Origin of the sequence: Haladaptatus litoreus (genome assembly GCF_900156425.1) — an archaeon.
GTDB lineage: Archaea > Halobacteriota > Halobacteria > Halobacteriales > Haladaptataceae > Haladaptatus > Haladaptatus litoreus.
Genome location: NZ_FTNO01000007.1, coordinates 143906 through 165660, shown reverse-complemented (window position 1 = coordinate 165660; position 21755 = coordinate 143906). Strand labels below are relative to the sequence as shown.

General features: G+C 51.0%; 18 protein-coding genes and 2 pseudogenes. 11 read left to right on the top strand and 9 right to left on the bottom strand.

The window, feature by feature from the left end; translation table 11 throughout:
• Positions 1 to 50 precede the first annotated feature (50 nt).
• On the bottom strand, positions 51 to 1295 hold the full coding sequence (locus BW974_RS22165) for an orc1/cdc6 family replication initiation protein (RefSeq protein WP_076433077.1): 1245 nt from the start codon (positions 1293 to 1295) through the stop codon (positions 51 to 53).
• A 1279-nt stretch (positions 1296 to 2574) separates the two neighbouring features.
• On the opposite strand from BW974_RS22165, the gene BW974_RS22160 reads away from it, so the two are divergent.
• The 4 genes from BW974_RS22160 to BW974_RS22145 all read left to right on the top strand — a co-directional run bounded on the left by BW974_RS22160 (position 2575) and on the right by BW974_RS22145 (position 6775).
• Positions 2575 to 3948 (top strand): ethanolamine ammonia-lyase subunit EutB, encoded by a 1374-nt coding sequence (locus BW974_RS22160; RefSeq protein ID WP_076433075.1) that lies wholly within the window; start codon positions 2575 to 2577, stop codon positions 3946 to 3948.
• A complete protein-coding gene (gene eutC / locus BW974_RS22155; protein WP_076433073.1) occupies positions 3945 to 4679 on the top strand; it encodes an ethanolamine ammonia-lyase subunit EutC in 735 nt (244 codons plus the stop codon). The genes BW974_RS22160 and eutC overlap by 4 nt, the downstream gene beginning before the upstream one ends.
• A 13-nt stretch (positions 4680 to 4692) precedes the next feature.
• Complete coding sequence (locus BW974_RS22150) at positions 4693 to 6147, top strand: ethanolamine ammonia-lyase reactivating factor EutA (RefSeq protein ID WP_076433071.1); 1455 nt, start codon at positions 4693 to 4695, stop codon at positions 6145 to 6147.
• Between the two features lie 391 nt (positions 6148 to 6538).
• Positions 6539 to 6775 carry a hypothetical protein gene (locus BW974_RS22145; RefSeq protein WP_076433069.1) on the top strand — a complete coding sequence of 79 codons (237 nt, stop codon included), beginning with the start codon at positions 6539 to 6541 and terminating at the stop codon, positions 6773 to 6775.
• A gap of 56 nt (positions 6776 to 6831) precedes the next feature.
• On the opposite strand, the gene BW974_RS22140 is transcribed toward BW974_RS22145, so the two are convergent.
• Positions 6832 to 7767 carry an ArdC-like ssDNA-binding domain-containing protein gene (locus BW974_RS22140; protein ID WP_076433067.1) on the bottom strand — a complete coding sequence of 312 codons (936 nt, stop codon included), beginning with the start codon at positions 7765 to 7767 and terminating at the stop codon, positions 6832 to 6834.
• A gap of 605 nt (positions 7768 to 8372) precedes the next feature.
• Here BW974_RS22140 and BW974_RS27350 point away from each other — a divergent pair.
• Genes BW974_RS27350 through BW974_RS22125 form a run of 4 tightly spaced genes read left to right on the top strand, consistent with a single transcriptional unit; the run spans position 8373 to position 10024 of the window.
• The gene (locus tag BW974_RS27350; protein WP_076433243.1) at positions 8373 to 8573 is read left to right on the top strand and encodes a DUF7835 family putative zinc beta-ribbon protein; all 201 of its coding nucleotides are present in this window, start codon (positions 8373 to 8375) and stop codon (positions 8571 to 8573) included.
• A gap of 16 nt (positions 8574 to 8589) precedes the next feature.
• On the top strand, positions 8590 to 8829 hold the full coding sequence (locus tag BW974_RS27595; RefSeq protein ID WP_449267263.1) for a DUF7563 family protein: 240 nt from the start codon (positions 8590 to 8592) through the stop codon (positions 8827 to 8829).
• Entirely contained in the window at positions 8757 to 9689 is a 933-nt protein-coding gene (locus BW974_RS22130; RefSeq protein WP_076433065.1) for a hypothetical protein, read from the top strand. The genes BW974_RS27595 and BW974_RS22130 overlap by 73 nt, the downstream gene beginning before the upstream one ends.
• Positions 9690 to 9715: 26 nt before the next feature.
• The gene (locus BW974_RS22125) at positions 9716 to 10024 is read left to right on the top strand and encodes a hypothetical protein (protein ID WP_076433063.1); all 309 of its coding nucleotides are present in this window, start codon (positions 9716 to 9718) and stop codon (positions 10022 to 10024) included.
• 189 nt (positions 10025 to 10213) lie between these two features.
• Here the strand turns inward: BW974_RS22125 and BW974_RS22120 are convergent, their stop codons facing one another.
• Together BW974_RS22120 and BW974_RS22110 are read right to left on the bottom strand one after the other, a co-directional pair.
• On the bottom strand, positions 10214 to 11611 hold the full coding sequence (locus BW974_RS22120) for an ATP-binding protein (RefSeq protein ID WP_076433061.1): 1398 nt from the start codon (positions 11609 to 11611) through the stop codon (positions 10214 to 10216).
• A 794-nt stretch (positions 11612 to 12405) separates the two neighbouring features.
• Positions 12406 to 13677 (bottom strand): orc1/cdc6 family replication initiation protein, encoded by a 1272-nt coding sequence (locus BW974_RS22110; RefSeq protein WP_076433057.1) that lies wholly within the window; start codon positions 13675 to 13677, stop codon positions 12406 to 12408.
• 799 nt (positions 13678 to 14476) lie between these two features.
• Here BW974_RS22110 and BW974_RS22105 point away from each other — a divergent pair.
• Complete coding sequence (locus BW974_RS22105) at positions 14477 to 14713, top strand: hypothetical protein (RefSeq protein WP_175609786.1); 237 nt, start codon at positions 14477 to 14479, stop codon at positions 14711 to 14713.
• Between the two features lie 58 nt (positions 14714 to 14771).
• The gene (locus tag BW974_RS22100) at positions 14772 to 15155 is read left to right on the top strand and encodes a hypothetical protein (protein ID WP_076433055.1); all 384 of its coding nucleotides are present in this window, start codon (positions 14772 to 14774) and stop codon (positions 15153 to 15155) included.
• A gap of 12 nt (positions 15156 to 15167) precedes the next feature.
• On the opposite strand, the pseudogene hepT reads toward BW974_RS22100, so the two are convergent.
• From hepT to BW974_RS22075, 5 genes and pseudogenes are all read right to left on the bottom strand, one after another.
• Positions 15168 to 15599, bottom strand: a pseudogene (gene hepT, locus BW974_RS26805) (type VII toxin-antitoxin system HepT family RNase toxin).
• Complete coding sequence (gene mntA / locus BW974_RS22090) at positions 15600 to 16034, bottom strand: type VII toxin-antitoxin system MntA family adenylyltransferase antitoxin (RefSeq protein WP_076433053.1); 435 nt, start codon at positions 16032 to 16034, stop codon at positions 15600 to 15602. It abuts the pseudogene before it with no gap.
• 195 nt (positions 16035 to 16229) lie between these two features.
• Positions 16230 to 16784 (bottom strand): dihydrofolate reductase family protein, encoded by a 555-nt coding sequence (locus BW974_RS22085; RefSeq protein WP_076433051.1) that lies wholly within the window; start codon positions 16782 to 16784, stop codon positions 16230 to 16232.
• Positions 16785 to 17141: 357 nt separating this feature from the next.
• Entirely contained in the window at positions 17142 to 17588 is a 447-nt protein-coding gene (locus BW974_RS22080; protein WP_076433049.1) for a VOC family protein, read from the bottom strand.
• Positions 17589 to 17748: 160 nt separating this feature from the next.
• A pseudogene (locus BW974_RS22075) lies at positions 17749 to 18036 on the bottom strand (HEPN domain-containing protein); the annotation flags it as partial.
• A gap of 1236 nt (positions 18037 to 19272) precedes the next feature.
• On the opposite strand from BW974_RS22075, the gene BW974_RS22070 reads away from it, so the two are divergent.
• A complete protein-coding gene (locus tag BW974_RS22070) occupies positions 19273 to 21648 on the top strand; it encodes a nitric-oxide reductase large subunit (protein WP_217694396.1) in 2376 nt (791 codons plus the stop codon).
• Positions 21649 to 21755 lie beyond the last annotated feature (107 nt).

Here is a 21755-nt window from a genome sequence, read left to right as displayed (position 1 = left end):
AGTACAGACATTGAAATGGGAAATCCGGTAATTGAGTAGACAGATATAATTCACTCAGAAAGTACAATATTATCTGAATTTTGAATATGCGTACGCACAGTCTGGTGAATACCGACTCGTTCGATCAGCTCGCTCATCGCATTGAGAATGGTTGTGAGATTGTGGTCTAATTCGTGATCGCGATACTGCCCTCCAGAGAGACCATCATTTCGTTGAGAAGAAATAATGATGCTGAGTTTTGCGAGATCCGCCAAGAAATCACGAACACGACGACTTGTACGTGCATCAAATGCGGCAAACGTACAGAGTTCTTTATATCGCTCGAATACAGCTTGTGATCGAGCAGGCGTTTCTTGCTCTGCTTCCAATGTCGTGAGAGCATAGAGAACGAGTTGCTGGTGATCAGCAAGGTCAGCAATCCCATCCATCAGTTCTTCACGCTCGAGTTCATTTTGCGCTTGATTGACGTGGTCTTCTGTAACCATATCTGCGTTATTTGCTCGAGCGAGATCGCCAGCTCCTCGAAGTAAGTCGAGGGCCTTGCGTGCGTCACCAGCATCTTGAGCACCATATGCTGCACAGAGCGGAAGCACCTCCGTTGAAAGTGCATTATCATGGAATGCGACATCAGCGCGTTGCTCTAAGACACTGCGAAGTTCGGTAGCATCGTATGGTGGGAACGAAATCGATTTTTCACAGAGCGACGATCGGACTTTAGCCGATAAATTTTCTCGGAACGCAAGATCATTGCTGATTCCAATGATCCCGACCTTTGCGTCCGCAATGTTTCCATTGCTTCGCGCACGCGGAATCTGATAGAGGATGCTATCGCTTTCACCAATGTTATCGACTTCGTCGAGAACGAGGAGGACAGTCCCACCAAGAGCGTCGAGTTCACGCCAAAGAAACTCATAAATTTCATATTGTGGATGGCCGGTTTTACTGATCTGGTCTTCCGGTGCTCGAATCCGGTTTACGAGGTTGACTGCAACTTGATAGCTACTGTTTAGGCCTTCACAATTAAGTGAGATAATCGAGAGATCCAGATCAAAACGATGGGCATCGTCTGCTAGTTGGTTTAGCAGATAGTTTGTGACAGCGGTTTTTCCAACTCCAGTCTTTCCATAGAGAAAAATATTGCTCGGTTGTTCCCCATTTATGACAGGCTGGAGTGCCGTATGATACTGTTTGATTTCATCATCTCGTCCGACAATCGTCTGTGGCGTATAATCTTCCGATAAACTATCGCGGTTTCTGTACAACGAATCATCGGGTTGGAAACTGATTTCGTTCATTAGTGTGGATGAGTAGCGTGATTTCCAATGCTATAGTGGAGGTGGTGTTTCCAGTGCTTTTGGCTAGTCCATCGTTTCCAGTGCTTCGATAATAGATGTTTCCCTCGCGTCAGACACCACCGTTTCCAGTGCTTTACCACACCACTGTTTCCAGTGCTTCGAGACGAGAGAGGACGATAGAGAGTGGTATTTCCAGTGCTACCAACCGATTTGGGTCGTTAGAGGGCTTGTAAAGAGGGAATAGGTTTTCGTAAAGTCGTTCTTTGAACTCGAAGACCACAGAGAGAGTGGTGTTTCCAGTGCTTCCCCTCCACCGTCTGGAACACGATACACCAGACCATATTCAAGGAAAGATTTAATACGGACAGTATCAAATTACTCCGTGATCCACTAGTGCTAATTCATTACAGTGGTGGCTTAAAAAGATATTAACTAGTTACGGGCCTAAACGAGCAGTAGAGTCTAGCTCAAACTCAAGAGCACTGGAAACAGTGCTCTCTCTCCCCCTCCTCTTTTCTACATCGTGTCGATGGTAGGTCTATCATAGATCGACTCTTGGTTAGTATCATATTGTAACCCGAGAATAGCAGTCCAATCTGCTTTCTTTTCGTTGTGGCATCGTGACGAGGGTTGTATCTGCGATGTGTCAGTCCATGTTCGCTGGGATGTCACTGTTTGAACTTTAGAGATGCAGCCGAGTGTTATCAACTATATTCGTATTTCTATTCTGTACTCGTGTTCGCAAAGGCTTGGGTGTTGACCAAGACGACCGAAATATTCGAAGAAGCCGCTATTAGCGCTGACGATTGATCAAATCACACTAAGCGAGGTCTTTTACTGTGATAATCCGCTCCGTGACATAACTCTCAAGAGGGTGTCGATGAACGCTATCGAGAGCCAAGATGACCCAAGCGGCACCAGGAATCGTCCTATGGCGGATACGATTGTGACACAGGGGCGTACTCATACTGTCACTATTGGATTGTCGCTTGACCGAGTCCTATCCTGTTTGTGTAATAACGCGACGTCGCAACAACGCGAATTAATCAATTGGTATGTTTCTATAGGTGTGCGAGTAATATCCATCTCTGTAGTAAGCACCCCCAACTAAACGGGATAATTAAGTTCCAATAGAGTGTCTTTCACACCGTTACATGGTTCAAGCTAGCGTGTCACAATATTCGAATTCGGGTATTGTAGCAGACTACAGTACCGAATCGTACTCGGCTCCGAGAATGGATTGTAGTAGGAACCTTCCCACCGATATGAGAATTGAACGATGAAGTTAGAATCATCAATCACTGGATCACAACAATCGTTCGATTCGATTCAAGAACTGTTAGCGAAAGCAAATGAGGAAAAATCTGGAGACGAGTTGGCAGACATTGCCGCCTCATCGGCAGCCGAACGCGTCGCTGCTAAAGATGCACTCAGCCGAATTTCACTTGCAACTCTTCGGGAAAATCCAGTCGTCCCATACGAAGATGATGAAGTGACCCGCGTCATTCAGGATGCAGTGGATGAAACTATTTATGATGAAATAAGCGACTGGACAGTCGCTGATCTTCGTGAGTTCCTTGTTGATGAACAGACAACTGAGGAGGATATCGACCGAATTCGACCGGGGCTGACCAGCGAGATGATTGCAGCGGTTGCAAAGATCATGTCGAACATGGATTTGATCCAAGCATCATCGAAGATGGTCATCACAGCTCGGTGTAATAACACCATTGGATCGGTTGGATCACTCTCATTCCGACTCCAGCCAAACGATCCAACTGATGATATTGAGAATATTCGACATTCAATACGTGAGGGACTCTCCTATGGCGTTGGTGACGCCGTTATCGGTATTAACCCAGTTGAGGATAATGCCGACAATACAAAGCGGTTGCTCGAGATGACGAAGGAGTTCATCGACGAGTGGAATATTCCCACCCAAAACTGTGTTCTTTCACATCTCACAACACAGATTAAAGCAGTCAAGAACGGCGCTCCGGCCGACCTCCTCTTTCAGAGTCTCGCCGGTACAGAAGCCGGAAACGAGAGTTTTGGAATTGACATTGATCTCCTCGATGATGCTTACGAATTCGGCAAGGAGCACTGTACTGGCTCCGGCCCGAATTTCATGTACTTCGAGACTGGCCAAGGATCTGAACTCTCGAGTGATGCACATGCAGGCATTGACCAGGTTACGTTGGAGGCACGATGCTACGGACTCGCCAAACGCTATGATCCCTTTATCGTGAATACTGTTGTTGGGTTCATTGGCCCCGAGTATCTTTATGACGGTAAGCAGGTCATTAGAGCTGGTCTCGAGGATGTCTTTATGGGCAAACTCACAGGCATTTCGATGGGTATCGATGCATGCTATACGAATCACATCCAAGCCGACCAGAACGATATCGAGAATCTCGCGGTGTTGCTGACTGCAGCGGGTTCAAATTATTTCATTAGTGTTCCGATGGGTGATGACACAATGCTCAATTATCAATCAAATAGTTACCACGATGCCTCTGCTCTCTGGAACATTTTTGATGTGCGGCCAGCACCCGAATTTGCAAAATGGCTCGAAGCAATGGGAATCACTGATAACGGACGGTTCACCGAGAAAGCTGGTGACCCAACTGTGTTCCTCAAAAACAACCAATGACCAATAAAGAAACCCAGCACGCGGATGATGCAGACCACGAGAACGCCTTAGAACAAATTAGAAATATAAGTGCATCCCGACTTGGGGTTGGACGGAGTGGCACCCGGCCTCGCACATCCTCTATCCTCTCGTTTCGGGCAGATCATGCACAAGCACGTGATGCAGTCCTCACACAGGTCGATGAAGAAGCGCTTGAAGAACTGGGACTCATGCAGATCCAGAGTTGCGTGACCAATCAAGACCAATATCTTGCCCGACCTGATCTGGGGCGCCAGCTATCGGACGAAACGATGAGTCTGATTCGAGAGGGATGTATTCAGGATCCAGATGTCCAGATTATCGTCTGTGATGGGCTAAGCTCCACAGCAGTGGAAGAGAACATCCCTGATCTCTTACCGATGCTTACCGACGGTCTTGAAGAGCAAGGATTCGAGGTTGGAACACCACTCTTTGTGAAATATGGTCGTGTCGATGTGATGGATGCAATCGGCGAGGAACTCGGTGCAACCATCATTGTGAATCTGATTGGAGAACGACCAGGATTGAACACGGCTAAGAGCCTGAGCGCGTACCTCGTCTATAATCCGCAACGAGGAATGGCGACGGCAAAGAAGTCCGTTATCTCGAATATACACCCTGATGGGCTTCCTGCAATCGAAGCAGGCGCTCAAATTGTTGACCTCGTCAAACAGATGGATGAGAATGAGGGGAGTGGTCTTGATCTTGAGTAACGGAGAGTGAACTATGTCTGGTTCTAGTTCTACTGTATTGACCAGTGTTGGTATTGATATCGGGACGACGACAACGCAGGTCATTATCAGTGAACTCACTGTTTCTTCTTCGGGTCTCGGTGCTGTCTCTGTCGATATCGAGAAGTCTCAGATTACGCATCGAGGGGCAATTTACGAGACACCACTCGTGGATGAGCACACACTCGATGTTCCGAAAATTCAAACTCTGATCGAATCTGAGTTGGAGAGTGCGGGCTACTCACCCCCTGATATCGATAGTGGCGCAGTTATCGTCACTGGTGAATCCTCGTATAAGGAGAATGCAGAGGAACTGGTGAAGCTACTTGCTGAAGATACTGGGGAGTTTGTCATTGCAACGGCAGGTCCCGAACTCGAATCAGTACTGGCAGGATCTGGTTCCGGTGCTGCGACATGGGCTGCAGAAAACCACCAATCGATTCTCAACGTGGATATTGGTGGTGGGACGACGAATATGTGCCTCTTTTCTGGACCTGAGGTTGTGGAAACTCGCTGTCTTGATATCGGTGGACGATTGCTTCGATTCGACTCTGATGGCCGTGTCACGCACCTCTCAGAGCCAGCAAAGTTTCTGATCGACGCGTGCGAACTTGATATTCATGTCGGCACGAAACCAAGTGATGAACAACTATCTCAACTTGCTACAGCGATGGTTGATGCTATCTTTGACACAATTGCTGGAGATCTCGTTCAGCCAGACACGAGAGCTCTGACAATCGGGGACGCTGACTATTCTACTCGTGATGTCCCCACTGTCATGTTTAGCGGTGGTGTGGGCCGGCTTGTCCAAGCAGAAAGAAATTCACCGACCGACTTACAATTCCTGTTTCACGATTTTGGAGAGGTTCTTGCGTCAGCGATACGATCCCGACTCGAACAATCGCCTCTTTCTGTCCATGAGCCAACCGAAGATATTCGTGCGACCGTTATCGGGGCTGGTACGCAGACGACATCTTTCAGCGGGACCACTGTCCATCTCGATGAGTCACTGTTGCCATTAAAGAACCTCCCCGTCATTGAAGGGTCTCCGATTGAATCTGGTCAGGATCGAGAGTACATCGCACAGGAAATCGCATGCTGCATCGATCGAGGACTTGAATTATATGAAACAACCCACAGTAATCCCATTGTACTTTTTCTTCCGTCGATTGAGACCCTGAGCTATGATCGAATCACAACACTCGCGCAGGCCCTTGCGGACGTCTACGACGCTCGATTTACCAACAACCAACCTCGTATCATACTCACACAGCAGAATTGTGCGAAAGCACTTGCACAGAGACTGAGAGCTGTCTCCGACTCGTCTGCATCACTCATTGTCATCGACGAAATTGCAGCTAACGATGGCGATTACATAGATATTGGCGAGTCGATTATGACTGGCAGGACTGTCCCGGTCGTAGTTAAGTCACTTGTCTTTGAAGACTAACGTTACCAGTTCAAATTGAATTTTTCCGCAACACTCCAGGGGGCTTGTTTTTCGACCGTGAACTATCGGTGTTAGTATACTATACTAACTATTAGTATCCGGTACGTCATGCACTTATTCTCATGCGAAATCGACTTATCTTGTTGTGAGCGAACACTCAACCTGCGAGCCAGCGTTTCGTTTCACTTCCGCTCTGGTTGGCTGACCTCTTTATCAATCGCCTTCGAAGAAGAATCTGCAGTCGTAACCCAGCACACGGCGTGGCTCCTGTGCCTTTACCCATCCTGCCACGCCGTGTGCTCCCCTTGCATCATCAGATTACTAATGAGGCGAGCGTGTGTCATTTTGTCCCAAGGATTTACGTCGGTAGTCAGTGTCTTTGAGTATACCGATGATTTCGAATCGGCGATCGCCACTCACACCACTTGCGCAAGAATCGCTCGAAACACTCGCAAGCGCCCTGCCGAGTGACGGAGAACTCACGTACGAGCAAGCGTACGCAACCCTCAAAGATCGTGAGGAGCTTGCCCAGCCTGCTGCCGAAGATATCATCGAACGACTCTACATGCGAGGCCACATCTACGAAGTCGAAGGAAAGATTCGGCTGACGGATTATCGACCTGAATAGCAAGGATGCGTCGATGGCAAGGTCACATTCGATACTTGAATTTAACAGTTCCAACCTTACTCACGTCTCTGTTTGACTACCTCGATAATCTTCGCTGCCGTCGTCCGGATTCGTCCAAGTCGATCTTGAATCACGTCCGAATCATCGTCCTGCCATGCTGCAAGGTAGAACGCTGAACCACTCGTATCGAGATCGAAATACCGGCCAACAATATACGCGACAGCTTCTGCTTCGACCTCACGTTTCGCTCGCTCACACGCATCGTCAACATCGAAGTGCAGCAGTGCATGCGCGTATTCGTGGATCAGCGTCACCGCGAGATCCGCCTGATTTACCCGATCTTTCACCTCCACGATTGGCTGGAGGTCGTACAGACTCCGCTGTTTGCAGACGCCCTTCGCCTTGCCGTGTTCCCAGTCGTCAGCGTCGACGATACGAACCGTCACACCGAGCTCATCGGCTGCCTTCTGAAGATTGGGCACGAGATTTTCAGCATTTCCGGTTGCTTCGGTCTCCAATTCGGGAAGTGGTTCACCCTCCGTTTGAGACACATCGAACACAGCCGTGGGTTTGAATCCGACCAGTCCTTTCGACCACGCTTCAGGCGGTAATTCGTCGTATTCACAATCACTTTGCTCATGGTACTTGGGGGAGTTCTCGCAGTCGGGGCACTGTTTGGTGATGATCGGCGCCCAGATCCAGATTCCGTTCTCGCCTTCCTTCACATGGCGGTCGAACTCAGTTCGCCAGGTGTTGTACCCAGCGACCTTTGTCGCGTTTGGACACTGCAGGGTAATCAGGAGCGTGTTCCGATGGGAGTAGTCATGGAACTTCGACTGGACATCTAGCCACTCTTGGAACTGTTGACTTGCTCTTGCCTCGTCAGTCAAGGCAGTGAGGTCGTCAATCCAGTGTTCGATCGTGCTGTGCATCTCGTCGCGTCGGGTATCGTATTCGTCAAACGACACCGCAGTGGTGGTATTCGTAGCCATTGGTTTTCGAACATGGACGCCTCTATCGAGCGCCCCGCACCCCTTGGGGCCCGAAAAAATTTCTAGCGAATTCGTTTGATACAGGCTAACTGTGTCTCTTGAGGCACTCTTTCGACTCTGTCACACCATATAATTTAATACAAGATTGAAAAGAGACCGAATTTTTGATTGGGTTGGGTCAGCGAGGACAGATACGATGACGATCCCGGTAATAGTACAGCAGTGGCTCTCTCTGGATGAATTTGTCATTCTCGAATGTCGCCACTGCGGGACGTCACTCGACACAGCTGAAAATCCGTGCTCAACCTGTGGGTCGACTGAAACCGTAGCATTCGATGTCTCCTGATTCCGTTTAAATGTGGCTTCCAGCACCAGTTGTGGTCGTATATTGATATTATTAGTAACAAATAGAGTCCACTGATATCTGTTTTCAGATATATACTGGGAAATTCTGTTGGATAGTAACGGTCACAGGTGAGGGCCTTGCATATGCAACGAATAGACCGACTGATCGCCGACAACTATCATCTAGTAGAGAGAGTGGGTAACTGCTTCGACACTACTTCGAGATTGCTGAATCTCCCACATCCTCTAGAATGATTACAATGTCTGTACCACAGTCTAACTCAAACGAAATGGTTGAACAGTGCGAAAACTGTGCGGCGAAGACACCCCACAGTGTATCGGTCGAACTCGTCACGGAAAGTAACAAAAAGGAGAACGCTGCGTTCTCACGAGAACCATATCGTCTCACGGAATGCACCCAATGTGGGGCTGAAACCCGGCAGCGGATGAACAACGCCTGAACACGTTTCTTCGACCATGCATCAGTCACAACAAGCGACCCAAGGAAACGTCGGTCACAGTGAGCGTCGATGTCGGAACTGTGATTCCTTCGTAACACCCGATTTCGCCCGTGTTTTCGGCAATAACGACGATGAGATTAATCTTAAGATTAGATTTAAGGTTATACACTCTAGTGTCGATGTATGGGAACTGACCAATTTACACAAGCACTTGACGACACTGAAAGCGTGCAAAAGCGCTATGCAAAACAGCTAGGAATCAAACCTGATCGAATTCCCTTCACAGCAGAGACGCTACCAAATTCTGAGGTTGCCGTTCGTGTGAACGATGACTTACTAAACGAGGTTGCCTCACACATTCTGAATCGAGCAGGACACGTCTCAATCATCGACCGACGCGGTGCAGGGAAGACCCACTTTCGCGATCTCGTCTATGACGCACTCGCAAACGGCCCCCGAAGTGAAGAGTTCCACATTGCACGGATTCGTGAAGTCGAGTCTATCACAACACGACGATTCTACACGCGACTACTAGACGAACTATCTCAGTATGAGGACCTGGAGATACCGGATAACTATCCGCATCCGACCGATGAAGTTCGACAGATCGTCGAAAACGTAGCAGCTCAGCTCGAAGAACAGGATATCGCCTGCATCATCCAAGTGGATCAGCTTGAGGACGCAGCACGCAACACACGGACGTTCGAACAGCTACTCGCCGCGTTGCAGAGTGTCGGTGACCTCGGTGATGAAGAACCAGTCTTCCTGTTGTTCCTGTTCGGCACACCGGTAGCAAGTGAGCGAATCGACGAACTTCGCGAGACACTTACCTCTCGTCTCGTCGCGAAGGATCGATCGCTGGAACGCTTTGACTTTGCCGAGACTGATGAACTGATCGGACGGTGGCTCGCGTTTGCACGCGAAGAGGAGTACAGTGATGGCTATTCATCCGACCCCTACAGTGCAAGCGCAATTGACGAGATTGTCGATCGAAGTGACGGGACTCCGCGCTCGATTCGACAACAGTGTTACCACGCATTCCGTGCTGGTGCACGGCAGTTCGATGACATCGAAACCGTAGAGATTGACGACTCGACACTTGAGCAGTACACTTAAGCTTAAAGCTAAGGTTAAGATTAACAATGAGTAATCCACTGAACGATGCGATGGATGCAGCAGAATCGGATGGGGAGACAGACGAAGAGACGTCGAAAAACGAATTCGACGCGGACGAGTATCTGAACAAACTCGGGGAGGGACCGAAAGAACAGACCGTTGGGTTCTCGGTCGACGAGCCGATGCACCGATTCTACAAAGAACTCCAGAGCGACGACAACATCGAATTCAATGTGGCCGAGTCATTCCGCGAGCATCTGAAGAAGCTAGCTCGTCGTCATCCGGAAACGTTCGAACGCGCGATGCGGAAGTGGGAAATCGATAGAGAATATTAACCTTAAGATTAATTCTAATCTTAATTCTCGCAGTTTATTGATGGGGGAGGTTTTGACTTCTGGTTGGTAGCGAGAAGACAGTCTCGGGAAATCTTGATCGTTTTTAACAAAGCCCGTGATGACCTTCCAAATTAATCTTAATATTAAGACTAAGGTTTGAGAGCAGGTAGTACAGCAGAAGTGAGTAATTTACTTCCCCATTTTGGTGATGATGTCGTCGGATGTGAACAGTGAGACATCAGTCCGTTCATCAGCCGTAGCTTGGAGTCCATCTGAAAAACCAGATCGACAGAAACAGCAGTAGTGGATCGTTGGCTCACCACCGTCCTCCGGCGTCCACTGTATCTGCGTTGCACTCCGTTCAAGATCAGCTAAATCACCCTCATCCATCTCTCGAGACGTGTATTTGCACTCGCCAGCGACGAGTGTTCCATCGCTCGCGAGGCCAACAACATCTACTTCGAACTGATGGTGCCACCAGTACCCGATTCCCTGGTAGGTCTTTGGAACCAGTGCTGGGAGTGTGTCTTGGCAAATGATCTCAAACATCGATCCCATATAATCAGAGAACGATGGTTCAATTAGCTGCTCGTAGGCATCGTTACCAAGCTGAACGAGTTTCTCTTCTTGTCCGTAAACATAGCGAAACCAGAATCGGAACAAGGGTTCGTTCAACCGATATCGACTTTTACGCGTTGCAGTGGGGTTCGCCGTCACAGGAATATCCCGTTCGACCAATCGAAGACGACGGAGTTTCGAGAGATAGGACCCAAGCGTGTTCGAATCGACACCCGCAAAGTTTGCAATCTCGTTTGCTTCTCGTTTCCCTGTGGCGATAGCTCGAAGGACAGTGTAGTACGTCTGGGGCTCTCGAAGCCCGAATTCCGTCCGAAGCAAGAACTCCGGTTCATTGTGAAGAACACCATGTTCCGAGAGAATATGAGATTGGATGTTCTCTGTAAGCGGCGCCGACTGTGTGAGTGCTCGCAGATAGTAGGGTGTCCCACCGAAAACGCCCCAATATTGAATCATCGTATCAGGATCATCAGTTGGATAGAACTGCCGCGCATCGGCCAGCGAAAGCGGTGGTAGATCAATTGCGGCCGTCCGACGGCCGTACAGCGGACTTCCGCCACTGAGAACCTTGTCTTCCATAATGCTGATGGAAGATCCAACGAGGACAAGCGTCATTCCCGTCTCTTCGAGTTGCAGATCCCACACGCGTTGAATTTTCGATGGAAGCGCATCATCCGACTGAATGAGATAAGGGAATTCGTCGAGGACGACGATTGCATCCTCTCGACCAAGCGCGCGTAGCAGTGCCTCCCAATCACGTTGGATATCAGCCACGATCGGAAACACTTCGCTCGCTGTCTCGACAAAGTTAGTGAGCTGGGCTTCCGGTGTTTCCTCGGTTGCCTGCCAGTAGACGGCATTATCGATATTGTCGATTGCCTCACGAACAAGTGCGCTTTTGCCGAGTCGGCGACGTCCATAGATCACGCTCAAATCGGCAGTATCACGTTGAAATTTCGATCGTAACGTGTCGAGTTCTTTTTCTCGATTGACGAACCGCGGTGGGGCCATACGGCTACTTAGAGCCAGTAGATGATAATCATGGCGATTATCTAAATCGTGATTTTACTAATCGTGATTTTACTAATCGTGATTTTACTAATTATCTGGTTCAGTGTCGACTTCTGGTTCCAGATCGAGAAGGATCTCACGGAGTTCTTGAAGGATGGTTTCGGTCACGCGCTCGAGTAGACCCATGTCGGTGAGTCGATTCACATCTTCGTAGATCGTTGTCGACGAGCTGTCGACCGGCTGCAAGTTCATCGACAGTCGCGGTATCACGTTCCCGGACACGCGTGTATAGCTGGGCTAGTCGCGGATGGGTGAGCACATCCGAAATCGCGAGCATCGTGTCGATCGGATGGGTATCGCGTTTGGTCGCTGCCATACTTTCCGCGGAAAGCGAATAATTCTGTCGCAGCATCGAACATGGGATCTCAGGCACCACGGAAAGCATGGCTTCGATGACCTCGCCTGGTCTCGAATTTATGCGGACTCGGTGGGGGGTGATCGGTCGAAAAAATAGGGATGAACCTGCTATACGAGAAGGTGGTAGATAATGCTAAGCTTAAGATTAAGATTAAGTTTAGTACGATAGCTTTGACTCTGAATCAGCGTTGGAAATTTGTAGCAATGCAGACATCCAGTAGAGCTGCGAACGAGCGATATCGGAGCAAGAAATCGGGGAACAACTACATCATTAACTTTAATCTTAAGATTAAAGTCGCTCGTCAGTGCTACGGATATAAATTAGCGACATAATACCGTCCGGACCCAAAATTCGACTATGAACCGACGAGAGAATCTTAGACCAAATTTTTCGCCGTCGCAACGCTGACCAGGTCTTCGACGACGGAGTCAATACGATTGTCCTCGGCAAGAATGTCGAGTGTTGCTTCCAGATCCGTTTTCAACTCGAATCGATAGTGCGACCCACCTTGAATCCCGGTATTCCGGGTTGTTGCGAGCAGGAATCCTTGCATCCCGAGACTTTGGAGATGATCGCGTACACGACGTTCGACAAGCTGATTCCCATCAAGACGGTCAACGATCGATTTGTACTTCTGGTACACCTGTCGAGTTCGAGCAGGTGTCTCTTCATCAATCGCAAGCGAAACAACCGACAAGAGAGCGAACTGATCTTGTGTCGTCAAACTCCGCATCCCTTCCTCGATGCGTTTGCGTTCGAGAATGTCGCGAGCCTCGCGTACGTGAGATTCACAGACCAGTTCATCGTCGTGGTTGAGGGCTATTTCGCCGGATTTATACAGAAGACGAATGGCTTGGCGGGCACTCCCCTCGTCCTGAGCAGCAAAGGCCGAACAGAGTGGAATGACATCATCTTCAAGCACACCCTCAACGAATGCTCGATCTGCACGCCGCTCAAGAATCGACGTTAGCTGGGTCGCATCGTATGGGGCGAATTCGATTTCCGAGTCGTACAGCGAGTCCTTGACCTTTGGCGACAGGTTATCACGGAACTGGAGATTGTTGCTAATGCCGATGACGCTGACCCATTGATCTTCGATATGTCCGTTCTTTCGTGCTCTCGGAAGCTCGTAAAGGAGTTCGTCATTACTACCGATTGTATCAATCTCATCGATAACGATAATGACTGTATCCTCAAGCTCGCTGATTTCATCGTACAGGAGATCGAACATCGACTGCTGGTCAATGCCACTCGGTTTCTTTGTACCACCGCGGATTTCCTTAATGAGATGAGCACAAAGCTGGTAACTCGTTGTTTGGTTATTTGCGCTGGTCTTGGTAACGCTTAGGTTGAGATCATCCTGGTCGTCAGCGTACTCCTGAAGCAGATTGATTTCGTGATCGATAGCGACGGTCTTTCCTTGACCAGTTTTTCCATACAGGAACAGGTTGTGAGCGTTAACCCCTCTCGTTGCAGGAGCGAGAGCGTTCCTGATTTCCTCGAGTTCACCTTCCCGCTCGGGAAGTTTCTCGGGTTTCCAATCCTCTTTGAGAACACTTTCATCCGCGAAAATCTCGACAGATGCACCGTACGGATTGCCGTCAAGAGTTTCGTAAGGGTTTCCGGAATCAGTTCCATCACCCGACATGCTAATCAAACCAATATCACGAGGGGACATAAACCCCCGTGTCCGGAGCGTCTGGTGTGTCCGCATACTCGGTTCTCTATATACCCCCGCCCCCCACCATGTCCGGATAAATTCCCTCGCGAGAGAACCACCCCTTCAACTGGAGTCGGCAAGAGTACTAGAATAGGCAAAGAACTAAGACAGTAGTCGTTCAACCAAACCCGTACTAGAGAAAGATCAAAGTAGAATTGAATGAGTTCTAGTGAGAAACCAGTGTAGGTGAGAACGTCTGACGCTATCGCGGCTAAATTATGCGGACATGGTGGGGGGTGGGGGACCAAGCGACCAACCATTCGTTGGATCAAATTATGCGGACACGGTGGGGGGTGTCCCTTCTCCTTCGAGATTCTCAACGAGTTCCGCTGCTTGAGCACTCTTGATGATTTTGGAGAGCAAGATCATCGCTAGAGCATTTGATCTTGTTAGGAGTTGATGGTTAGTATAATATACTAACCCAAGAATATTCGCCTTTGGAGATGCGCTCTTGGCTCGGCGTTGGTCGTGAGAAGCGTCAAGGCCGCGAATCCTTTCCCCTGTCTTCAGTTTCACTTCCACTCTGGTTGGCTGAAGTCTTTATCTATCGGGTACGAAGCGCTGAGTGCAGTCAACGTAACCCAACAGGCGACGTGGACTCCTGTGCCCAGGCCAACCATCCTTCCACGTCGTTTGTTCGTTCCCCTTGTTACAATAAGCTAGATTATGTCATGAGTGGACTCCGTCCGAGGGTTTACCTATCGCGTCCTCGAATTAGATCGTACGAATGGGTCCAAACGAAACGTCACCACTCACCCCACTTGCGCAAGAAGCACTTGATGCGCTCGCGAGCACAACCCAACCGGGTGGTGAACTCACCTACGAGCAAGCCTATGCTGTTTTAGCTGAGAAAGAGGATCTCGAGCGGCCTACTGCCGAAGATATCATCGAACGGCTGTACAATAAGGGCCATCTCTACGAAGTTGAGGGAAAGCTTCGACTCACCGATTACGGATCTAAATAGCAAAGGCATCCTCGTTATCCGATGAAGTTTATCTTGTCGGATACCTAACTCTCAACTCATGCTCCGACTGCTCCTTTCAGCCATCGGCATCATCGAGCTACTGTCCCCAAACGCACTTCTCGACCGTGCTGAGCAGCTCGCACTCGAGAATCCTGACGATTGTGAATTGCAGTCGTGGGTCATTCCTGGTGCGCGGATCGAAGGACTTCTCATCGTAATTTCCATGTGGCGAAGCGACCGCTCGTATGCTGCATTCAAGCGTTTTCTAGGTGTGATCGGACTGCTTGCGTTGGCGTTCCCACGTGCCTATGTCGATTTTGGTGCCGAGCTTGCGTACACTGATGCCAGCGACTGCCGTTGGAAACCGTGGGTCTACGTCGGGACCCGGTTGGTCGGACTGGTGTATGTGATCATCGCTCTCGACGAACTACGGAACGACTGATCTGAATTTGGATTATGTACTGCTCTGTTTCTGGAACCACTGTGCCAACTCCTGTTGAAACCGCTCAAACCACTGGAGATCGTCTTGAAGCACGTCAAAGACGACCTTCTGATCAACGTCTCCATAGCGATGGGCGAGGATATTGCGGAATCCAACGGCCTCCTCCAGCTTCATCTGTGTCTCACTCGTGATGATCCCTGCCTCACCAAGGGCCTGTATCTCTTGTTTTGCCGTTTCACTCGATTAGAGATCCTCTGTGGCACGGATGTGCTGGGCGAGATCGATACACGCTTGGATGAGATTCATCAGTGTTCGCTCGACTGCCCGCTGCCGAACCATGTCGTTCAGATACTGGTCTCGTGATTGTCCACGCATCTGCCGCAAATCGCCGGTATATTGGTTGATGTATTGGAGCTCATCGACGAAAATCTCTTCGTCAACCATTTACACGTCACCGCTCGCAAGACGGTTGATGAATTCCTGACGTTCTCGCTTTCGCTCATCAGCGGTTGCACAGTACTCTTGTTCGACTTGTTTGCGATAGTCGTCTACGGCTGCTCCATCCCCGACAAGGAGGATTCCATCACGGACTGCTGAATGAACGACGTTCAATGGGAGCTGTTCGATGTCGCTTACGTCCACAAAGCCCTCGGCATATGCTTGGAGGTCAGCATCGATGCGATTCCGTCGTTGGAATCGCTCACGGGCGTCAAGCTGGTCTGGAAAGTGGAGCGCAATATCGACATCGGAGGTCGCTGTTGCTGTCCCACGTGCATGAGATCCAAATAGGAGGGCGAACGTGACTTCAGTCTGCGAAAGATATGACTGGAGCCGAGTGACATCAATGCCGTCGATGTCCGTGTCGCCCGTCCGCTTCATAGGTTAGTGTTTGCGAGCGATGACTAATATACTTACGTTGGTTCCATCCCGGATGAGTGCAAACGATACAGAACACGGGAAGGTGGATCTCTCCCAAGCAGAAGACGCGAACACTGTTGTCAGAGCCAAATTGCGCTCTCCTGACGGTGACTTCTTGGACGATCTATTCCGCTGCCTGGTTAGGGGGTGATTTTGTCATCGGAGTCTGTAGTCGACGAGGACGGAGCCGTCCTCGAAACGACGTGTGGTGTTGAGAGCGAGGTCGACCCGCGTTGCGTCGGGGAGGGCTCGGGTTCCCCCACCGACGATCGTCGGGATCAAGCGCAGCACATACCGGTCGACTAGACCTGCGCGGATGGCCTCGGCAGCGAGGCTGGCGCCACCGATGGACAGGTCGCGGTCGGCTTGATCTTTCATGGCCTGTACCACTTCGGGGTCGAACGTCTGTTCCAGGCGGGTCCGCGGTTCCGGCACGGTGTCCAGAGTGGTTGAATAGACGACCTTGTCGGTATCCCCCCACGCCTCGGCGAACTCGCGTTGTACCTCGGGTAGCTCGTCGAGGAGAAAGGTGTCCCACACCCGCATCGTCTCATACATGCGACGGCCAATCAGGGAGGTGCCGACCGATCGTTGGTGGTCGTTGAAGAAGGCATGGGCGTCCGCAGATGGCTCTGTCCAGTCGAAATTGCCGTTCTCGTCGGCGATGTAGCCGTCGAGTGATGAGTTGATGAAGTAGATGAGGTTGGCCATGGTATCTTCTTGATCGTCACGACTATTCAATATAGACGACAAAAGGGGCGGAACCTGATCAGACGGTATGTATCTACAGACGGTTCAAGACGAGTGCCTCGGAGTCGTTCGAAAATCGGAGATTTTCGTGATGACGAGAGACTCCGTCTCTCGAACCACTTGACCCCGAGGCGGTTCACTGAAACAGCCGTTAGATAGGTGTGGGTAGTTACTGCCAGATGGCGACTAACCGGGTTTCGGAACGGGTCGTCGCGGAAAAGACGCCTTTCCCGATTGGGGCCGACGACAAATCGCCGTGTTTCCCGGGAATACCCGGGCTCAAAACGGTGACCGCCAAGAGCATGGGGGGGTGACCCGCTAGGCTCCGTCAAGCTCCTCGGCCAACCCGACGATGATGCCTTCGGGGCCGCGCACAAAGCAGAGGCGGTACACGTCTTCGTACTGGGCGACTTCGCCCACGAGTTCGGCGCTGTGGGAGCGGAGGCGGTCGAGGACTTCGTCGACATCGTCGACGGTGAACATGATGCGGCGGATCCCCAGGGTGTTCACCGCTGGTTCCTCGGATCCGTCACGGGTGGCCTCGGGTGTGATGAATTTCGAGAGCTCGACGTGGCCGTGGCCGTCGGGGGTCCGCATCATGGCGATGTCGCTCTGGACGTTCTTGAGCCCCACGACGCGGTCCGCCCACTCTCCCCCGATGCGCGTCTCGCCCTCCAGCTGCATGCCGAGCTCCGTGAAGAACGCCTTCGCAGTTTCGAGGTCCTCGACCACGATGAGGACGTTGTCCATTCGCTTGATTGCCATAGGCCGAGAGAACTAGGTGAGAGGTGCGCAAATAGGTTTTGCTGGCGGGGGAAACGTGGCGGGGTCGACAATTGCAAAGCGAACCGGTCTGCGGTCGAACTGCAAGGAACTCGGGTTGCTCTTTCTGTTGGGAAATCGGTGGGCGACTCGCAACTGATCGTCAATTCCCTTCTTGGAGTTCGTTAACGATATTTTCTATTCGATCGACAAACGCTTCCGTTCGAGCATGAAGTGCGCTCAAATCGAGATCAAGTGGTTCGTAGCCATAGTCGGCTTGCTCACGATAGTCCCACAATTCCGATAAAAATCGCCCATCGTCTCGTGGAGCATCCCCTTCGAGGACAACCTCTTTGCCAAAGAGCGTTGAAACACCACGGTGAGAGGTGGGGTCGAAGCCTTTTGCGTAGAGGACTGCTTGCGCCGCATGAAAACACGCATAGTACAGCCGATTTACGACGGCTGTATCCGATCCGCGTCCTTCCTAGAGAATTTTTGCGTCGGCAAGAGCTGTTTGGGCTTGTTCGAGTTCTTCGCCAACGTACTCATTCTCAGGCATACGAGCGTCCTTCGGAGAGTACATGCTTGATGAATGGATGATTCTTCCGTTCGGCAAATCGTACTGTCGTTTGGACGTGGACGGATACAACCACGGAGTAGTCGAGTTGCACGTCGTACGCGAGACTGACGCACGCACCCGACTGTTTTTCTCTTCTGCATCGGTGAGGTCGTCGATGTCTGCTTCTAGGGACTGGGTCGTGTCTTCGAGACTACTGAGGTTTTGTCGGTTCTGAGCACACTCTTTCGCCGTCTCCGTGCGGTAGTCTTTGGGTTCATCAACGCGGATTGAAACTTGTTGAATTGAGTGTGTGATGATTGTATCCAACCCACACGCTTAGGTGGTGCTCCATAGTAGTGTCTGTGGAAAGTGATAAACTAAACAATACTATGAACCATGTCCATCAAAAAATGCCTCTCACGTGGAATATCGATTCCAAATCACGAACAAGTATCGTCGCTACGAGAAAAAACGACTACCTATTTGAAGGATAAAGTTAGTACGAGGACAGAAGCAGTCGTTGAGCTTCAAACGCTGATTGATCAATTCACCAACGAACCCACTGCTCATGCGATCGAGTACTTTGCGAATGGATTGTTAGAACAGTACGATCTGAATCACGACCTTGAGTTACCGGATGACCGCGCACTTGAGAACTTCTTGCGTCGGTATGATTTAGAGAAACGTCGCCTCAACGACCACTTTCTCGAGGTGGTCCGAAGCCGAATAACCTCGAGAGCCACCGAGGGAACGACACAATCGCTCGAACGTATCGCTGACGAACTCTCAGGAGAGTCGAAGGCAGACGTCGATCGCTCGGTCGACGGTACCTTGACGGAGGTACTATCCAGGTTCGTGGCTGACGGTGATGAGGATCGGGTCCACTCTGTCGGCGATTTTCTCGAGCGAGACGCCGTCGACACGGCTCAGCAAGTCGAACAGCTGTTCGTTGAGGACCTCCCACGAGTGGTGGAAGAAACACGGACGACCGACGTGAAGGCAGAGCAGCGGCATGCTCCACCGGCGACCGCAGCAGCAATTGCTGCGATGGCTATCCTTTCTGATGGTGATCGAATCGATCCCGCCTTCGAACGCGTTCTGGTCAAACTGGCCTCACACCTGCTTCCCATGCATAGCGATGTGGATGGACCTCCAGACAAAGGACTCGTTGATGCTCTCCCGGAAATCGTACGAGCCATCCACGAAGAGGATGTAGACTTCGAGAAACTCAACTCGAAGCGGACTGGTTCGATAGTACTCGTTGCACTGTTCATCGCCAATCTTATCGGAATGGGTCTGGGAGCGTGGAAGTCGTATCGGCATGCGCCGCCAATCCCCGATAAAATCCGTGACCAAAATGGCGACATTGTCGCCACCGACGAACAGATTCGGCTGGGCAAGAAGCTGTTCCAGGCCAATGGGCTGATGAACCAGGGGTCAATCCTTGGTAACGGATCGTATTTCGGAGTCGATCTCACAGCTGATGCTCTACACCTCAAGGCTGAGTTCATGCAGGAGTACTATGCACGAGAGCAGGGAGGAGACTCCATCGAGGCACTCGATGACGCCGAACAGGCCGCTATCGAAGAACGCGTCAAACGAGAACTCGATGCCGATGCTCCAGATGGATCGACCATCCAGTATTCGGCCGCTGAAGCGTATGCCCATCGGCGAATTCGTAAACAGTACATCGAGCGGTACCACGAAGGCGACCCTGACCGAGGGATTCCGCCAGAATTCATTGCGACGCCCGAACAAGCCGAGCGCATCGCCGACTTCGCCGTTTGGACAGCATGGTTTGCCCACACTAATCGACCAGACTCGACCCACTCATACACAAACGACTGGCCGTATGAACCTGCGGTTGGAAACCGGCCAACCGGGCAGGTGTTGGTATGGAGCACGATCAGCGTCCTCTTGCTTATTTTCGGTGGTGGTCTCGGGGTGTGGGCGTATCACTCGCTTGACTTCGCCGAACCAACAACCGACGTTATCGACATTCCATCACCCGACTCGGTGTCGATCACACCCACACAGTACGCTGCAGCGTGGTACATCCCGGTTGCTGGGGCGCTGTTCGCCGTACAAGTACTTACCGGAGCGCTGCTCGCGCACTATTATGTTGAACGGACGGGCTTTTTCCGGATCGAAGAGATGCTCGGGATCGACCTCGTTTCGCTACTGCCATTCACGACCGTTCGAACGTGGCATCTCAACCTCGCAATTCTGTGGATAACGACCCTGTGGCTTGCAGGGGGACTCTTCCTTCCAGGACTATTCAGTGATCGCGACCCGCCCTGGCAAGCTGCAGGCGCGTCGGTGCTTCTTGGATTGCTCGTGATCGCAACCGCTGGCGCGTTCGCAGGAGTCTGGCTTGGAATACAGGGCACATTCGGCTCGCCTGAAGAGGGTAACCTCTGGTGGTGGCTTGGCTCTGAAGGGCTTGAGTATCTCGAAGTGGGCCGACTTTGGAAGTTGCTCTTGCTTGGTGGACTCGCTGGATGGACAGGACTAGTACTTCGGAGTGTTCGACAGATGGACGAACCGCTCGGGGGGCTCGGACACTTCTTGGTATACGCAGGTGGCTCGATTGGATTGTTGTTCGGTGCGAGCATGCTCTATACTCCAGAGACGAACATGGCGGTGACAGAATTCTGGCGCTGGTGGGTCGTCCACATGTGGGTCGAAGGCGTCTTCGAGTTCTTTGTGGTTGCCATCATCTCCGTTGCCCTCGTGTCGATGGAACTCTTAGAGAAAGAGGAAGCAGAGAAAGCAATCTTCTTTGAGGTATTCGCGATTATGGCGGCAGGTATCGTCGGCGTCTCGCATCACTACTGGTGGGTTGGTCTGCCTGATTTCTGGGTGCCGCTTGGGACGACATTCTCAACGCTTGAGTTCGTCCCGCTCGTGTTCGTTCTGTATCGAAGCATCGGCGAATACCGGTCGTTGAAATCACAAGGGGAGTCATTCCCCTACAAAATTCCACTGCTGTTTATCCTCGGCAGTAGTATCTGGAACTTCGTTGGTGGCGGTGTACTCGGCTTCTTCGTCAACTTACCAGTGATCAATTACTATGAACATGGTACCTATCTCTCTGTCGCCCATGCCCACGGGGCAACGTTCGGTGCGTTCGGTCTGCTTGCGCTTGGACTCGGGACCTACATTCTGCGTGTTGTGACGCCCGAGGCAGTGTGGGATCCGACGTGGTTCCGAGTCTCGTTCTGGTTCATGAATATCGGGCTCACAATCATGGTCGTTGCATCGTTGCTCCCGGTCGGATTCGCTCAACTCCGGGCGGTCTACACGGATGGCTATGCCACTGCACGGAGTTTGGAGTTCTATGAACAGCCACACATCCAGACGCTGTTGTGGGCGCGATCGTTCGGGGATATGCCGATGATTCTCGGGGCGCTTACGTTCACCGCTGGCGCTGTCCGTCACCTGTATGCCGCACGAAAAGAGACATTAAAACGGGATGAAGGCACGACGGGCACACCGGTTTGACTGGAGTCGGTGCGCTCATCACACCCTCGCTTTTTGCGAGTGATCACCTCCCGATGGGCCTGTATCACGGATGCAGACATTTCTAGTTCTTCGATGCGTTGTGCAAG

What these genes read in the sequence shown, in the direction of transcription:
- BW974_RS22105 (WP_175609786.1), top strand. Translation starts at nt 14,477, where the DNA reads ATGGGTCCAAACGAAACGTCACCACTCACCCCACTTGCGCAAGAAGCA.
- BW974_RS22085 (WP_076433051.1), bottom strand. Translation starts at nt 16,784, where the DNA reads ATGGCCAACCTCATCTACTTCATCAACTCATCACTCGACGGCTACATC.
- BW974_RS22110 (WP_076433057.1), bottom strand. Translation starts at nt 13,677, where the DNA reads ATGTCGGGTGATGGAACTGATTCCGGAAACCCTTACGAAACTCTTGAC.
- BW974_RS22080 (WP_076433049.1), bottom strand. Translation starts at nt 17,588, where the DNA reads ATGGCAATCAAGCGAATGGACAACGTCCTCATCGTGGTCGAGGACCTC.
- BW974_RS27350 (WP_076433243.1), top strand. Translation starts at nt 8,373, where the DNA reads ATGTCTGTACCACAGTCTAACTCAAACGAAATGGTTGAACAGTGCGAA.
- BW974_RS22145 (WP_076433069.1), top strand. Translation starts at nt 6,539, where the DNA reads ATGATTTCGAATCGGCGATCGCCACTCACACCACTTGCGCAAGAATCG.
- BW974_RS22140 (WP_076433067.1), bottom strand. Translation starts at nt 7,767, where the DNA reads ATGGCTACGAATACCACCACTGCGGTGTCGTTTGACGAATACGATACC.
- BW974_RS22125 (WP_076433063.1), top strand. Translation starts at nt 9,716, where the DNA reads ATGAGTAATCCACTGAACGATGCGATGGATGCAGCAGAATCGGATGGG.
- eutC (WP_076433073.1), top strand. Translation starts at nt 3,945, where the DNA reads ATGACCAATAAAGAAACCCAGCACGCGGATGATGCAGACCACGAGAAC.
- BW974_RS27595 (WP_449267263.1), top strand. Translation starts at nt 8,590, where the DNA reads ATGCATCAGTCACAACAAGCGACCCAAGGAAACGTCGGTCACAGTGAG.
- BW974_RS22130 (WP_076433065.1), top strand. Translation starts at nt 8,757, where the DNA reads ATGGGAACTGACCAATTTACACAAGCACTTGACGACACTGAAAGCGTG.
- BW974_RS22160 (WP_076433075.1), top strand. Translation starts at nt 2,575, where the DNA reads ATGAAGTTAGAATCATCAATCACTGGATCACAACAATCGTTCGATTCG.
- BW974_RS22100 (WP_076433055.1), top strand. Translation starts at nt 14,772, where the DNA reads ATGCTCCGACTGCTCCTTTCAGCCATCGGCATCATCGAGCTACTGTCC.
- BW974_RS22120 (WP_076433061.1), bottom strand. Translation starts at nt 11,611, where the DNA reads ATGGCCCCACCGCGGTTCGTCAATCGAGAAAAAGAACTCGACACGTTA.
- BW974_RS22165 (WP_076433077.1), bottom strand. Translation starts at nt 1,295, where the DNA reads ATGAACGAAATCAGTTTCCAACCCGATGATTCGTTGTACAGAAACCGC.
- mntA (WP_076433053.1), bottom strand. Translation starts at nt 16,034, where the DNA reads ATGAAGCGGACGGGCGACACGGACATCGACGGCATTGATGTCACTCGG.
- BW974_RS22070 (WP_217694396.1), top strand. Translation starts at nt 19,273, where the DNA reads ATGCATAGCGATGTGGATGGACCTCCAGACAAAGGACTCGTTGATGCT.
- BW974_RS22150 (WP_076433071.1), top strand. Translation starts at nt 4,693, where the DNA reads ATGTCTGGTTCTAGTTCTACTGTATTGACCAGTGTTGGTATTGATATC.